We start from the raw sequence: 15,203 nt of genomic DNA, 5'->3' as shown, positions 1-15,203 counted from the left end.
GCCCGGTCCGCCGGGACACTCGGCCACGGCCTTCCTGGGCCAATTCCACGACCGGCCCCGTCACGCGCCGCTGCGGTCGGGCCCCTCGGCCGACCCGCCGCCCTCGGGTGCGTCCCCCATTCCCAGCATCCGCTGGAGCAGTTGCTTGAGCAGGGTGCGCTCGGCGGCCGTCAACCGGCCCAGTGGCTCGCGGGCGAAGTCCAACGACGTGCGCAGGTGCTCGGCCGTCGCCCGGCCCTCGGTGGTCGGCACGGCGAGCTTGACCCGGCGGTCGGACGGATCGGGGCGCCGCTCCACCAGGCCACGGGACTCCAGGCGGTCCACGATGCCGGTCACGTTCGACGGCTCGCACTTCAGGCACTGGGCGAGCTTGCGCATCGGCATCGACTCCATCGCCAGCAGCCGCAGCAGTCGCGCCTGGGCGCCCGTGAGGGAGTGCTCGGCCGCGGCCCGCTCGTACTCCTCGTGGAAGCGGGCGACGACGGTGCCGATGAGATCGACCACCTCGACGGTCAGCGGGTCTGGGCGTGCAGTCATACACACCAGGATACCCAATTGCTTGACAACCTGAAATATTCAGACGCATGATTGTTTCAGCATCTGAAGCATTTGGAGGATCACGCTCATGTCCGCACCGCTGCCGACCACCAGCCGCGAATGGCACCTCGTCGCCCGCCCCCAGGGCTGGCCCACCCCCGACGACTTCGCGCTCCGCGAGGCCGCGCTGCCCGAGCTCGGTGACGGCCAGATCCTCGTCAGGAACCTCCACTTCTCCGTCGACCCGTACATGCGCGGCCGGATGAACGACGTGAAGTCCTACGTCCCGCCCTTCCAGCTGGACCAGCCGATGGACGGCGGCGCGGTCGGTGAGGTTCTGGCCTCGCGCGCCGAGGGCTTCGCCGTCGGCGACCACGTCCTGCACGGCCTCGGCTGGCGCGAGCACGCCGTCGTGGACGCCGCCCGCACCGCGCGGGTGGACGCCTCGCTCGCCCCGCTCACCGCCTACCTCGGCGTCCTCGGCATGCCGGGCCTGACCGCGTACGCGGGCCTGCTCGCGGTCGCCGACTTCAAGGAGGGCGACGCCGTCTTCGTCTCCGGCGCGGCCGGCGCGGTGGGCAGCGAGGTCGGCCAGATCGCCCGCCTCAAGGGTGCCTCCCGGGTCATCGGCTCCGCCGGCTCCGACGAGAAGGTCCGCCTGCTCACCGAGGAGTACGGCTTCGACGCCGCCTTCAACTACAAGAACGGCGACGTCACCGAGCAGCTCAAGGCCGCCGCCCCCGACGGCATCGACGTCTACTTCGACAACGTCGGCGGCGACCATCTCGAAGCCGCCATCAGCGCGCTCAACGTCCATGGCCGGGCGGCCATTTGCGGCATGATCTCGATGTACAACGCCACCGAGCCGAGCCCCGCCCCGCGCAACTTGGCCCTGGTGATCGGCAAGCGCCTCCGCCTGGAGGGCCTGCTGGTCAGCGACCACCAGGCGCTGCAGCCGCAGTTCGTCGAGGAGGTCTCCGCCTGGATCCGCTCCGGCGAGCTGAAGTACAGCGAGACCAAGGTCGCGGGCATCGAGAACGGCGTCGAGGCGTTCCTGGGCCTGCTCCGCGGCGCCAACACCGGAAAGATGATCGTGAGCCTGGCCGACTGAGGCCCGGCGGACCGCAGGGTCCGGGCGGGCGCCCGGACCCTGCCGGACGCTTCCGCCCGCGGCCCCGCGGCCCCGCGGCCCAGCCGCCCTCGCCTGGTCGCGGAGGCGGCGGGGAGCGCGTGGCCCGGGTGGCGGGGCTGCCGGCAGGCGCCCCTCACCGCGGTGCACCGACCGGCCCGGGCTCCGCACTGTGAGACTCGCCTCCCGTCCTCGCCCCGCGGCCCGTTAGGCTCAGCGACAAGCCGTCGCGATGAGTGGGCGCGAGTCGCGGCGAACCACAGGAGGATCGGTATGTCCATCCAGACCGTCGACGTCGTCTACACCGCCGTCGCCACCGCCGAGAACGGCCGCGACGGCCGCGTCGCCAGCGACGACGGCAAGCTCGACGTCGTCGTCAACCCGCCCAAGGAGCAGGGTGGCAGCGGCGCCGGCACCAACCCCGAGCAGCTCTTCGCGGCCGGCTACAGCGCCTGCTTCCAGGGCGCGCTCAGCGTCGTCGGCCGCCGTGAGAACGCCGACGTCTCCGGCTCCCGGGTGACCGCGAAGGTCGGCATCGGCAAGACCCCCGAGGGCGCCTTCGGCCTCGCCGTCGAGATCGTCGCCTCGATCCCCAACGTCGACGCGGCCACCGCCAAGGACCTCGTGGAGAAGGCGCACCAGGTGTGCCCCTACTCCAACGCCACCCGCGGCAACATCGAGGTCACGCTGACCGTCGCCTGAGGCACTTCGGGCCGCCGGGGCACCTGACCGGCCGCCTTCGGCACCGGTGGCACGAGGGCCGCATCCCGTCAGGGGGTGCGGCCCTTCGCCGTTCCCGCCCCCGTTCCGCGGCCCCGCCGACCGTCCGTCGTGACGCAGGCCACAGCGACGGAGTCTTGACGCAACCGCCGTGTAATCGATTTCGTAGCCCTCACGCGTGACGCGTAATCGATTACACGACGCACCCGCGTGAGCGGCGGGACGGCAGAGCGACAGAGCGACAGGACGGCGACGGAGCCATGGCGAACATCAAGGACGTGGCGGAGCGGGCGGGAGTCTCCGTCGCCACGGTCTCCCGGGTCCTCAACGGCAACAGCCCGGTCGCCGAGACCCGCGAGCGGGTGCTCGCCGCCGTCAAGGCGCTGGGCTACCGCCCCAACAACGTCGCCCGCGCCCTGCGCACCGCCCGCACCGGCACGCTCGGCCTGGTGATCAGCGACCTCACCAACCCCTTCTTCACCGAACTGGCCGACGCCGTCGAGGACGCCGCCCGCGGCCTCGGCTACAGCCTCGTCATCGGCAACGCCGGCGAGCGCCCCGCCCAACAGGACGACTACATCCGCACCCTGCTCGACCGCCGCATCGACGGCCTGCTGGTCAGCTCCGCCGGCACCGGCTCGGCGATGCTCGGCGAGGTCGTCGCCTCCGGCACCCCGCTGGTCCTGCTGGACCGCACCGTCCCCGGCATCGACGCCCCCTGCGTCCGCGCCGACGGCCGGGCCGCGCTCACCGACCTCGCCGCCCACCTCGCCGCGCTCGGCCGCCGCCGCCCCGCGATCATCGTCGCCCCGGCCGGCACCCCCACCGGCGACGAGCGCCTGGAACGCTTCCGCGCCGCCCTGGCCGACCACGGCATCGCCCTGCCCGACGAGCGCGTCGGTGCCACCCCCGACCTCCAACCCAGCGGCGGCCGCCGGGTGATGCGCGACTTCCTGGACCTGCCCGAGCCGCCCGACGCGGTCCTGGCCACCGACAACCTCATGGCGCTCGGTGCGATGGACGAACTCCGCGCCCGCGGCCTGCGGGTCCCGGACGACGTGGCGCTGGTGGTCTACGACGACGTGCCGTGGTTCGCGCACACCGACCCGCCGCTGACCGCCATCGCCCAGCCCACCCGAGACCTCGGCCGGGCCGCCGTGCAGACCCTGCTGGCACGCATCGAGGGCCGCCCCGCCCCCGACGTGCTGCTGCCCGCCCACCTGGTGCCGCGCCGCTCCTGCGGCGAACCGCCGACCCCCTGACCGCACCCGCCCCACCGGCACCGCAACGCACCGGTCCTACCAGCCAGCCCGCCCCGCCCCGCCGGGGCCCACCGAAGCACCACCGTCCGGGCGCCGCGCCCGGACACCACCCGCCAACCGAGGAACCCACCGAGGAGAGAGGGGCAGCGCATGACCGGCGTCAACGACGACGTACCGGGCGGCCGCGAACTGCTGCGCGTCGAGGGGGTGACCAAGGCGTTCCCCGGCGTCCGCGCACTGGACGGCGTCGACCTGACCCTGCGCGCCGGTGAGGTGCACGTCCTGCTCGGCGAGAACGGCGCCGGCAAGAGCACCCTGATCAAGATGCTCTCCGGCGCCCACCGCCCCGACAGCGGCCGCATCCTCGTCGCCGGGGGCGCGGGCCGTCCCGCGGCGAACACCGGGGAAGGCGAGCCCGACGCGCTCCGCGAGGTGCAGATCCGCTCCGCGCAGGACGCCGAGCGGCTCGGCATCGCCACCATCTACCAGGAGTTCAACCTCGTCCCCGGGCTGACCGTCGCCGAGAACGTCTTCCTGGGCCGCCAACCGCGCACCGCGCTCGGCCTGATCGACAAGAAGACGATGCGCGCCCGCGCCGCCGACCTGCTGCGCCGGGTACGGCTCGACGTCCCCCCGGACACCCCGGTCGCCGAACTCGGCATCGCCCGGCTCCAGATGGTGGAGATCGCCAAGGCCCTCAGCCTCGACGCCCGCATCCTGATCATGGACGAGCCGACCGCGGTGCTCACGTCCGAAGAGGTGGAGACGCTCTTCGGCATCGTCCGCGAACTGCGCGAGGCCGGCGTCGGCATCATCTTCATCACCCACCACCTCGACGAGATCGGCGCCCTCGGCGACCGGGTCACCGTCCTGCGCGACGGCCGCTCGATCGACGAGGTGCCCGCCGCCACCGGCGAGGAGGAACTGATCCGGCTGATGGTCGGCCGGGACATCGCCGAGCAGTACCCGCGCCGCCGCTCCGACGCGCCCGGCTCGCCCCTGCTGCGCGTGCGGGGCCTGACCCGGCACGGTGCCAGGACGACCGGCGGCGCTCCGGCCCGGCCGGTCTTCGAGGGCATCGACTTCGAGGTCCGGGCCGGCGAAGTGGTGGGGCTGGCCGGACTGGTCGGCGCCGGCCGCACCGAGGTCGCCCGCGCCGTCTTCGGCGTGGACCGCTACGACGCCGGCTCCGTCGAGGTGGCCGGTGCCCGGCTGGTGCGCGGCGACGTCCGGGCCGCGATGCGGGCCGGGTTGGGGCTGGTGCCCGAGGACCGCAAGGGCCATGGGCTGGTCCTGGACGCCTCGCTCCAGGACAACCTGACGCTGGCCCGGCTCGACCGGGACACCCGCGGCGGGCTGGTCGACCGGCGCGGTCAGCGACGCGAAGCGGCCGCCGTCGCCGAGCAGTTGAAGGTCCGGATGAGCGGCCTGGGGCAGTCCGCCCGCACCCTCTCCGGCGGCAACCAGCAGAAGATCGTCATCGGCAAGTGGCTGCTGGCGCAGACCCGGCTGCTGATCCTGGACGAACCGACCCGCGGCATCGACGTCGGCGCCAAGGTCGAGATCTACCAGCTCGTCAACGAGCTGACCGCGGCCGGCTGCGGGGTGCTGATGATCTCCAGCGACCTGCCCGAGGTACTGGGCATGAGCGACCGGGTGCTGGTGATGGCACAGGGCCGGCTGACCGGGGAACTCCCCGCCGCCGACGCCACCCAGGACGCCGTGATGGAGCTGGCGCTCCAGTCCCCGCACGGCACCGGGGACGGCACGCACACCAACGAGAGCGCGATGGAGGGCTCCGATGTCCGCTGACGTGAAGACAGCAGCCGCCCCGAAGGCGGCGGGCGGGGGAGCGGCCCCGGACGGGTTCGGGCCGTGGTTCTCCCGGGCCGTGCTGCGCAACGGTCCGCTCGGCGGCCTGATCGCCCTGGCCGTGGTGATGGCGGTGCTGTCCCGGGACTTCCTCAACGGGCAGAACCTCCTCAACGTCGGCGTGCAGGCGTCGGTCACCGCGATCCTGGCCTTCGGCGTCACCTTCGTGATCGTCTCGGCCGGCATCGACCTGTCGGTCGGCTCGGTCGCCGCGCTCTCCGCCACCGTCGTCGCCTGGGCCGCCACCAACGAGGGACTGCCGGTCTGGCTCGCGGTGCTGCTCGGCCTCGCGGTCGGCGCGGCCGCCGGGCTGCTCTCCGGCGCCCTGGTCGCCTACGGCCGACTGCCCGCCTTCATCGCCACCCTGGCGATGCTGTCGGTCGGCCGCGGCCTGGCCCTGGTCCTCTCCGGCGGCACGCCGATCCCCTTCCCCGACGCGGTCAACGCCCTCGGTGACACCCTCGGCGGCTGGCTGCCGGTGCCCGTCCTCGTCATGATCGCGATGGGGCTGATCGCCGCACTGGTCCTGGCCCGGACCTACTCCGGCCGTGCGATGTTCGCGATCGGCGGCAACGAGGAGGCGGCCCGTCTGTCCGGAATCGACGTCAAGCGCCGCAAGCTCGTGATCTACGCGCTGTCCGGGGTGTTCGCCGCCGTCGCCGGCATCGTGCTGGCGGCCCGGCTCACCTCCGCCCAGCCGCAGGCCGCCAGCGGCTACGAACTCGACGCCATCGCCGCCGTCGTGATCGGCGGCGCCAGCCTCTCCGGCGGCTCCGGCAAGGCGTCCGGCACCCTGATCGGCGCCCTGATCCTCGCCGTGCTGCGCAACGGCCTCAACCTGCTGAGCGTCTCGGCCTTCTGGCAGCAGGTCGCCACCGGTCTGGTGATCGCGCTCGCCGTCCTCCTGGACACCCTGCGGCGCAGGAGCGCGCGATGAAGCGGCGCACGGCACTGCTCGGCGCGGCCCTCGCGGTCGGCGCCCTCGTCCTGACCGGCTGCGACCGCGGCGGCAACACCGACCTCGGGCTGGCCCTGTCCACGATGAACAACCCGTTCTTCGTCGGCATCAAGAAGGGCGCGCAGGCCGAGGCGGACGCCCGCGGACTGCACATCAACATCACCGACGCGCAGAACGACCCGATGCAGCAGATCAACCAGATGGAGACCTTCACCAGCCAGCAGGTGAAGGCCGCCATCATCAACCCGGTGGACTCCGACGCCGCCGTCCCCGCCGTCGGCGTCGCCAACCGGGCCAAGGTGCCGGTGATCTCCATCGACCGCGGCGTCAACGGCGGGCAGGTGGGCTCGACCATCGCCTCCGACAACGTCGCCGGGGGCCGGCTCGCCGCCAAGACCCTCGCCGAGGCGCTCGGCGGGAAGGGCAAGGTGGCCTTCCTCGAAGGCCAGCCCGGCACCTCCGCCGCCCGTGAACGCGGCCAGGGCTTCGAGGAGGGCATCAAGCAGTACCCCGGCATCGAAGTCGTCGCCCGGCAGCCCGCCGACTTCGACCGGACCAAGGGCATGGACGTGATGTCCAATATGCTCCAGGCACACCGCGACATCGGCGGGGTGTTCGCCGCCAACGACGAGATGGCACTCGGCGCCTCCAAGGCACTGGGCGCCCGCGCCGGCAAGGACGTCAAGGTGGTGGCGTTCGACGGGACCCCGGACGGGGTCGGCGCCGTCCGCGCCGGCACCCTGACCGCCACCGTCGCCCAGCAGCCCGAACTCCTCGGCAAGCAGGCCGTGGACTGGGCGCTGAAGGCGGCCCGCGGCGAGCGGCTGCCCCGGACGGTGAAGGTGCCGGTCGTGCTGGTGACGGCGGCCAACGCCGCCCGCTTCGGCGGCTGACCCGGCCGCCCGGCGGCGGCACGCAGGAAGGAACGGAAGAACGGCGTATGGACACGAGAGAACGACGCCCGGACAGAGAAGAGGAACGGCGCATGTACGACGTCCTGGTGGTCGGCTCGGCCAACGCGGACCTGACCGTACGGGTGACCCGGCGCCCCGGAGCGGGCGAGACCGTGCTCGGCACGGACCTGGTGGAGTCGGCCGGCGGCAAGGGCGCCAACCAGGCGGCCGCGGCGGCCCGGATCGGCGGGCGCACCGCGCTGCTGGCCCGGGTCGGCGGCGACGCCTACGGGGAGCTGCTGCTCGCCGCCCAGCGCGCCGCGGGCACCGACGTGGCGCCCGTCATCGTGGACGCGGACGCCCGCACCGGCACCGCGATGATCATCGTCAGCCCGGACGGCGACAACAGCATCGTGGTCTCGCCGGGCGCCAACGCCGCGCTCACCCCGAAGGACGTGGCCGCCGCCCAGGACGTCATCGCCGCCTCCACGGTGCTCTCCCTCCAGCTGGAGATCCCGATGGAGACCGTGCGGGCGGCGGCCGAGGCCGCCGAGGGGGCCGGCACCCGCGTCGTCCTCAACCCCTCGCCGACCCCCGAGGACCTCGACCGCGCACTGCTGTCGGCGGCCGATCCGCTGGTGGTCAACGAGCACGAGGCCCGGCAGCTGTCCGGACGCAGCGACGGCACCCCCGCCGAGTGGGCGGCCGCCCTGCGTGAGCGGGGCGCCCGCTCGGTCGTGGTGACCCTCGGCGGCGACGGCGCGCTGGTGCTGGACGACTCCGGGACGACCACGGTGCCCGGCGTCAGGGTCGAGGCCGTGGACACCACGGGCGCCGGCGACGCCTTCACCGGTGCGCTGGCCACCCGGCTGGCCGGCGGCGCCGCCCTGGCCGACGCGGCTCGCTTCGCGGTGCGCGTCGGCGCGGCCGCCGTCACCAAGCCCGGCGCGCAGCCCTCGTACCCGACGGCCGAGGATCTGGCCCGGCTGCCGGAACTGCCCGAGCAGCCGTAACCGCCCGCGCGGGACGGGGCCGGCGGGACGGCGCGGCACGGTGGTTGACCACCACGCCGCACCGCCCCGTCGGCCCCGTCCGTGCCTCACCGCTCGGCCCCCGCGCCGTGCGCAGCGGCCGCCCCGCCCTCGTGCGTGACGCCGTCGGAGCACCGGGCCGCCGGCTCGGCGCCCAGCTCCCGGGGGCCGTACGGCGCGTGCTCCGCGCCGGTCGCCAGCGCCCAGTAGCGGTCGCCGTAGGACCAGTGCCACCACTCGGTGGGGTAGTTGACCAGGCCCGCCCCGCGCAGCGCCGCGGACAGGATCCGGCGGTTGGCGCGGGCGGCGGGCGTCAGCTCCGGTGCGGAGGTGTAGCAGGCGCCTCCGCTCTCCTCGGGGGAGGCGTTGATCGGCGTCCCCATGTCGACCGCGTCGCCGTCCGCCGTGACCAGCGTGAGGTCCACGGCGCCGCCCGCGCTGTGCGGGGCGATCTCCGGCGGGGACACGTAGCGGCTGGCGGCGCGGTGGATCCGTGCCGCGTCCCAGTCGGGGTGGGCGGCCCGGAGCTCGTCCGCGTACTGCGCGAAGTACCGACGCTGGAGGGCCGGTGGCCGGTACCCCTCCACGAACTGCAGCCGCAGCCCGGCCGGCAGCGCTTCCTGGGCGGCCAGCAGCCGTCGCAGCACCCCCTCCCGCAGGTGGGCGAACGCTCCCTCCCCGGCCGCGCCGTCGGCTCCGGCCTTGAGTCCGTCCACCGACAGTCCGGGCGCGGCGTCCCGCACGTCCACCAGCGGCTCGCCGCACTCCCGCACCGGCACCGCGGCCACCGCCGGGTCGGCCATCAGCGTGATCGCGTCCCGTACGTCGCTCAGCACCAGCTGTGCGCCCTCCCCGTCCGGCCCGGCGGACGCCGCCGCCACCCGCTCGCCGGACGGCAGCCAGCAACCGCTGAGCCCGGCGCCCGGACCGGGGCTCCCGACGCCGATGCCGTTGGCGAGCACCACGTGCAGCCCGTGCGTGCGCGCCAACTCCGCGTACCGCGCGACCCGTTCGCCGTCGCCGTGGAACGCGCTGGACAGGTACACCCGGCAGCCGTCGGCCGCGGCCCGCTCCGGCACTTCGGCGAAGGAGTTGTCGAAGCAGGTGGCGAGCGCGAAGCGGATCCCGCCCAGCGTGAACCGGCCGTGCGCGGTGCCCGGTGCGAACACCGCGCTCTCGCCCTCGGCCACGTGCCGCTTGTCGTAGCGGGTGAGCAGGGTGCCGTCCGGCCCGTAGACGAAGGTGGCGATGGTGGGCTTCGCCCCGTCCGCCCCGCTGCGACCGGGGGCGTTGACCACCGCGGCGACGCCGGCCGCGCGGCATGCCGCGCGCACGGGGGCCAGCCGAGGATCGTCCGGAAGCACCGTCAGCGCTGCCGGATCGGCGGCTATCGGCCCGAGGTCGTAGTGGGTCAGGGCCAGCTCGGAGAAGACCACCACCCCCGCACCGCGCTCGCCGGCCTCGGTGACGAGGCCGGCCATCCGCGCGGCGTTGGCGGCGATGTCGCCCGGTACGGAGGGGAATTGTGCGGCAGCAACGATCATTCCTCCATGATGCCCGCCGCCCCTCCCGCCCGCGGCGGCCTGTGGACAACCGCCCCCGCCCCGGGGCCCGCCCCGCGCTACGGCGCCGTGCCGCCGTCGCCCTCCTGCGCCTCCCCGCCGCCGAGCAGCCCCAGGAAGTCCCGGAACGCCGCCGGCATGTCGACCCGCTCCGGATCCAGCAGCCACTGGAGTTGGAGCCCGTCCATGACCGCGACCAGCAGCGGGGCCGCCCGTTCCGGGGTCAGGCCGCCGGGCAGGGTCTCGCCGAACTCGGCCCGCAGCGCCCCGGTCAGCGCCTCGCGCACGCCCCGGAAGCGCGCCTCGAAGAAGGCGCGTGCCGGGTGGTCCTCGGTGACGCTGTCGGCGGACAGCACGGTGTACGCCTGGACGATGCCGGGGCGGGTGGCGTTGTAGTCGACGAGTTGGGCGAGGGTGCCGGTGCGCCAGGAGCCGGACGCCGCGGCGGCCGCGTCCCAGCGGTCGCGCGCCTCCAACACGCCGACCAGCAGCAGTTCCTTGGTCGGGAAGTGGTGGAGCAGCCCCTGCTGCGTCAGTCCGGCGCGCTCGGCGACGGCGGCGAGTGACGTCCGGCGGTAGCCGCGCTCGGCGATCAGCTCCATGGCGGCTTCCAGGATCGCCGCCCGCCGCTCCGCGCGCTGCACCTCCCGCCCGCCGCCGGTCCGCCGGGCACCGCGGCCCGCGTCCTGCCCTCGTGCACTCACCGACCGAGCCTAACCCTCCGGCCCCGCCCCTCCGACGCCCACGACGCATGAATAACAGAAGAATAACAATGCCTACCTTCTGCTCGGTGTGAGGGTCAGAATGCGGCCAGGGGGTCCGCACGTCCACGCAAGGGAGCGCCGCACATGACCGACCAGTCGCCCGCCCGCCACACCGAGCCCGGACCCCGCACCTCCGCCGACCCCCGCGCCGACACCGCGCCCCACGACTACGCCGCCGTGGTGGAACGGGCCCTGGGCGCGCTCGACCTGGACACCAAGGCACGGCTGCTCTCGGGGCAGGACATGTGGAGCCTGCCGGCCGTCCCCGCGATCGGGCTGCGGTCGCTGGTGATGTCGGACGGGCCGATCGGCGTCCGCGGACGGCAGTGGAGCGCGGAGGACCCCTCCGTGGCGCTGCCCAGCCCCACGGCCCTGGCCGCCACCTGGGACCCGGAACTGGCCCGCCGGGCAGGCCGGTTGCTGGCTCAGGAAGCCCGCCGCAAGGGCGTCCACGTGCTGCTCGCGCCGACCGTGAACCTGCACCGCTCACCGCTGGGCGGCCGCCACTTCGAGTGCTACGCGGAGGACCCGCTGCTGACCGGGGTGATCGGGGCGGGGTACGTGCGGGGCGTGCAGGACGGCGGCGTCGGCACCACGGTCAAGCACTTCGTCGGCAACGACGCCGAGACCGACCGCTTCACCGTCGACAACCGCATCGCCCCGCGCCCGCTGCACGAGCTCTATCTCGCACCGTTCGAACACATCGTCACCCACGCCCGCCCCTGGGGCATCATGACCGCCTACAACCAGGTCAACGGCTCGACGATGACCGAACACCACCACCTCGTCTCCGAGGTGCTGCGCGGGGACTGGGGCTTCGACGGCTGCAACGTCTCCGATTGGACGGCGGCCCGGAACACCGTCCGCGCCCTGCGCGCCGGCCTGGACATCGCCATGCCCGGGCCCCGAACCGTCTTCGGGGCCCCGCTCGCGGCAGCCGTCCGCGCGGGAGAGGTCGCCGAGTCCGAGGTGGACGCCGCGGTCCGCCGGGTGCTGCTGCTCGCCGCCCGGACCGGCTGCCTGGACGGGGTGCCGCCCGCGGTGGCCCCGTCCGACGTCCCGCACGGCATCGACGGCCGGGCCGTCGCCCGCGACCTGGCCCGCCGCGCCGTCGTCCTGCTGCGCAACGCACCGGTGGCGGCGCCCGGCGGCGCAGCCCGCCCGATCCTGCCGCTCGACGCCGCCGCCCTGCGCCGGGTCGCCGTGATCGGTGCGGCCGCCCGCGACGCCCGCGTCCTCGGCGGCGGCTCGGCGACCGTCTTCCCCGCACAGATCGTCTCCCCGCTCGCGGGCCTGCGCGCGGCCCTGCCCGACGACGTCGAGGTCGTCTTCGCGACCGGTGCCGACCCGCGCACCCGCGTCCCGCACGCCCGCGAGGGCTTCACCCTGCACGCCCGCTACCTCACCGCCGAGGGCCGACTGCTCACCGAGACGCCGCAGTTCGACGGCAAGGTCCAGGTGCTCGGCAGCTTCCCCGACGGCGTCACCCGGCAGGAGCTGCACGCCGTCGAACTCACCGGCAGCTTCACCCCGCGGACCACCGGAACCCACACCCTGGCCGTGGCCGGCGCCGGCCGGCTCCGGCTGACCCTGGACGACCGGGTCCTCTTCGACGGCGACGGAGCCGGGGCGGCGGGCACCGACCCCTTCGAGGCGTTCATGCAGCCTGCCGAGCACCGGATCGCCGTGGAGCTGACCGCCGATCAGGAGGTGGCGCTCACCCTGCGCTTCGTGCCGCACAGCCTCGGGCTGGGCGAAGGGATGGACGCTCTGAACTTCGTCCTCGGCCACGGCGAACCACAGCTCGACGGAGACGCCGAGATCGTGGCGGCCGTCCGGGCGGCGACCGGGGCGGACGTCGCGATCGTGGTCGTGGCGACCACCGAGGAGGTCGAGTCGGAAGGGTTCGACCGCACCGACCTCCGGCTGCCGGGCCGGCAGGACGAGTTGGTCGCCCGGGTCGCCGCCGCCAACCCCCGCACCGTCGTGGTGGTCAACTCCGGCTCCCCGGTGGAGCTGCCCTGGCGCGAGGAGGTCCCGGCGGTGCTGCTGAGCTGGTTCCCCGGTCAGGAGGCCGGGGCCGCGCTCGCGGACGTCCTGCTCGGCGACCACGAACCGGGCGGCCGGCTCCCCACCACCTGGCCGGCCCGACTCGCCGACGCCCCGGTCTCCACCGTGACCCCCACCGACGGCACCCTCCCCTACGCGGAAGGGGTGTTCATCGGCTACCGCGCCTGGCAGCGCACCACCACCGCCCCCGCGTACCCCTTCGGCCACGGACTGGGCTACACCCGCTGGGAGTACGAGTCCCTGGACGCCACCCCCGACTCCGTGTGGGTGCGGCTGCGCAACACCGGCGACCGCCCCGGCCGCGAGGTCGTCCAGATCTACCTCGCGCCGGCCGGCGACGCCCCCGGCGCGCCGGAGCGCCCGGCACGCTGGCTGGCCGGCTTCGCCACCGTCGAGGCGGGGCCCGGCGAGAGCGTGGAGACCGAGATCCCGCTGCCGGGGCGCGCCTTCGAGATCTGGTCGGAACCGGACGGCGGTTGGCGCCGGATCCCGGGCCGCTACACCGTCGCGGCGGCCCGCAGCAGCGCCGACGTCCGGCTGACCGCGCAGATCACGGCTGGCTGAGCACCGAGACGTCGCCACCGCTGGTCCGGGCGGATATTTTGTGCGCCGAGCCCTCGTCCGTGCCGACGGACACCTTGCGGCTGCCGCCGCTCGTCTCCGCGTCGACGGCGTAGGTGCCCTTCGGGACGCGGAGCGTGACGTCGCCCCCGCTGGTCCGCCCCGAGACGTCGTCGGGCACCGCGCCCAGCGTCATCTCCACGTCCCCGCCGCTGGTCTTCACCTTCGCGGTGCGGGCCTTGGTGTCCTCGACGGTGATGTTGCCGCCGCTGGTGTCCGCGGTGATCCCGCCGGAGGCGCCGCGGACCGTGACGTCCCCGCCGCTGGTGTGCAGGTCGACGGAGGCGGTGCGCGGCAGCAGCACGCGGTACGCCACCTCGCAGTGCTGGCCCATCGCACACTCCTCGGCGGTCAGCGTCAGCCGGCCGTCCTTGAGGGTGTGCGTGGTCTTCGGCTTGGACCCGTCGTACGTCACCTTCTCCGTGACCTTGACGGCGCCGCCGGCGTCCACCGGCACGATCTCGATGTTGCCGCCGTGGCTCGTCGCCGACAGCGAGCTGACCGCGCCGTCGACGCCGTACGTCCGCTCGGCGGTGGTGCGCGGGCCGCCGACGACCAGGGAGCAGCCGGTCGTCAGCAGGGTCAGGGCCGCACAGGGCAGGATGAGATGGGCGGCGCGGAGTCGGGCCATGGTGATTCCCCCGAGGCAGTGGTGACGGTGCGGTACCGAGCGGCATCCGCTCGACCTTCATCGTCCCGCGCCCCCACCCCGTCCACGTCGCCGCACGGTATGACCTTCGCCGTCACCGCACGGTATGACCACCGCCCCGTCGCCCTTAGGGGTTCCCCCGAGACCGGGTCGGGCCGGCCGGGTCGGGCCGGCCCGGGGCCGACTCATCCGGTGGAGGCCGCTTCGTCCTTCGGGGGGTCTTCCTTGCGGGTGATGGTCTTGAAGGCCAGCTCCGCCAGCTCCTGCTGGCCCTGAAGCCCCGGGTGGAACCAGTCCCAGGTGCTCAACTGCTGCCCGGTGAAGCGGTAGTCGAAGACCGACCGGTCGAACCGGCACAGCTGGTCCTCGGCGCAGACCTCCGCCAGCGCCTCGTTGTACGCCATCACCCGCTCCCGGACCAGCGTCCGCCGGTCCTGCGCCGGCTTCGTCACGTCGTCCGGGTCGCGCAGCATCGACCCGCAGATGCCCAGCTTCCACACCTGCTTGCCGAGCGGGTTCTTGCGCCCCTCGGACCACAGCCGCAACAGGTCCGGCACGGCCGCGACGTACACCTGGGTGCGCGGCAGGGCGCGCCGCAGGGTCTTCATGGACCGTTCGAACCCGGCGCGGAAGGCGGCGGGGGAGGTCATCGCCCGGACGTCGCTGCGGCAGGCGTCGTTGGCGCCGATCAGGACGGTGACCAACTCGGGCCGGCGGGCCGCCGCCGCGGTGATCTGCTGCGGCAGGTCGCTCATCAGGGCGCCGGTCCGGGCGTAGTTCCAGCTGTGCGCGGCCGCGTCCTTCGGCAGCAGCCGCCGGGCCAGGCTCTTGACCTTGGGGCTGGTGCCGGTGGACCAGGAGACCTCGGGGCAGTCGGAGAGCACGGTGCAGGCGTCGAAGCCGACGGTGATGGAGTCGCCGAGGGCGGCGATCGAGGCGGGGTCGGTCCGCCAGACGGGCGTAGGTTTCGCGCTCGGCTTGACCGCGGCGCGGCCGTGCGGGGCGGAGCCGTCACCGCAGGCGGCGAGGGTGGCCAGCAGCGCGCAGACCATCGCCGAGGCGAGGGCGGCACGGGTCGCCGGGCGGGGACGCCGGGGGCGGGCGGGTCGATCGTTCGTCGTCATCCCCTGTCCCC

11 protein-coding genes and 1 pseudogene are annotated in these 15,203 nt (G+C 74.3%); 7 read left to right on the top strand and 5 right to left on the bottom strand.

Annotation, left to right across the window (positions count from 1 at the left end):
- Window positions 1-60: 60 nt before the first annotated feature.
- Window positions 61-537: a MarR family winged helix-turn-helix transcriptional regulator gene (locus tag ACJ6WD_RS25375; RefSeq protein WP_233660914.1), complete on the bottom strand. Its 477-nt coding sequence runs from the start codon at window positions 535-537 to the stop codon at window positions 61-63.
- Between the two features lie 88 nt (window positions 538-625).
- Here ACJ6WD_RS25375 and ACJ6WD_RS25370 point away from each other — a divergent pair, with 88 nt between their 5' ends.
- From ACJ6WD_RS25370 to ACJ6WD_RS25345, 6 genes and pseudogenes are all read left to right on the top strand, one after another.
- Complete coding sequence (locus ACJ6WD_RS25370; RefSeq protein ID WP_407616553.1) at window positions 626-1,648, top strand: NADP-dependent oxidoreductase; 1,023 nt, start codon at window positions 626-628, stop codon at window positions 1,646-1,648.
- Between the two features lie 291 nt (window positions 1,649-1,939).
- The gene (locus ACJ6WD_RS25365) at window positions 1,940-2,368 is read left to right on the top strand and encodes an organic hydroperoxide resistance protein (protein ID WP_233660912.1); all 429 of its coding nucleotides are present in this window, start codon (window positions 1,940-1,942) and stop codon (window positions 2,366-2,368) included.
- Window positions 2,369-2,646: 278 nt separating this feature from the next.
- Window positions 2,647-3,648 (top strand): LacI family DNA-binding transcriptional regulator, encoded by a 1,002-nt coding sequence (locus tag ACJ6WD_RS25360; RefSeq protein WP_407616552.1) that lies wholly within the window; start codon window positions 2,647-2,649, stop codon window positions 3,646-3,648.
- Between the two features lie 150 nt (window positions 3,649-3,798).
- On the top strand, window positions 3,799-5,460 hold the full coding sequence (locus ACJ6WD_RS25355) for a sugar ABC transporter ATP-binding protein (RefSeq protein WP_407616551.1): 1,662 nt from the start codon (window positions 3,799-3,801) through the stop codon (window positions 5,458-5,460).
- Window positions 5,450-7,371: pseudogene (locus ACJ6WD_RS25350) on the top strand (substrate-binding domain-containing protein). Before ACJ6WD_RS25355 ends, ACJ6WD_RS25350 begins: the two are co-directional and overlap by 11 nt.
- 92 nt (window positions 7,372-7,463) lie before the next feature.
- Window positions 7,464-8,384: a ribokinase gene (locus ACJ6WD_RS25345; protein ID WP_233660910.1), complete on the top strand. Its 921-nt coding sequence runs from the start codon at window positions 7,464-7,466 to the stop codon at window positions 8,382-8,384.
- Between the two features lie 86 nt (window positions 8,385-8,470).
- On the opposite strand, the gene ACJ6WD_RS25340 is transcribed toward ACJ6WD_RS25345, so the two are convergent.
- Window positions 8,471-9,946 carry a nitrilase-related carbon-nitrogen hydrolase gene (locus ACJ6WD_RS25340; protein ID WP_376556091.1) on the bottom strand — a complete coding sequence of 492 codons (1,476 nt, stop codon included), beginning with the start codon at window positions 9,944-9,946 and terminating at the stop codon, window positions 8,471-8,473.
- 77 nt (window positions 9,947-10,023) lie between these two features.
- The gene (locus tag ACJ6WD_RS25335) at window positions 10,024-10,668 is read right to left on the bottom strand and encodes a TetR/AcrR family transcriptional regulator (protein WP_233660908.1); all 645 of its coding nucleotides are present in this window, start codon (window positions 10,666-10,668) and stop codon (window positions 10,024-10,026) included.
- 144 nt (window positions 10,669-10,812) lie between these two features.
- Between ACJ6WD_RS25335 and ACJ6WD_RS25330 the strand changes: the two genes are divergently transcribed.
- A complete protein-coding gene (locus ACJ6WD_RS25330; protein WP_407616550.1) occupies window positions 10,813-13,362 on the top strand; it encodes a glycoside hydrolase family 3 protein in 2,550 nt (849 codons plus the stop codon).
- On the opposite strand, the gene ACJ6WD_RS25325 is transcribed toward ACJ6WD_RS25330, so the two are convergent.
- Window positions 13,349-14,050, bottom strand: coding sequence for a DUF4097 family beta strand repeat-containing protein (locus tag ACJ6WD_RS25325; protein WP_407616549.1), 702 nt, complete (start codon window positions 14,048-14,050; stop codon window positions 13,349-13,351). The genes ACJ6WD_RS25330 and ACJ6WD_RS25325 overlap by 14 nt on opposite strands.
- A 203-nt stretch (window positions 14,051-14,253) precedes the next feature.
- On the bottom strand, window positions 14,254-15,192 hold the full coding sequence (locus tag ACJ6WD_RS25320) for an SGNH/GDSL hydrolase family protein (RefSeq protein ID WP_407616548.1): 939 nt from the start codon (window positions 15,190-15,192) through the stop codon (window positions 14,254-14,256).
- Between the last annotated feature and the right edge of the window lie 11 nt (window positions 15,193-15,203).

The sequence above is a fragment of the Streptomyces sp. VTCC 41912 genome (genome assembly GCF_045799175.1).
Lineage (GTDB): Bacteria > Actinomycetota > Actinomycetes > Streptomycetales > Streptomycetaceae > Streptomyces > Streptomyces albulus_C.
This window is presented reverse-complemented; position numbering and strand designations above follow the sequence as displayed.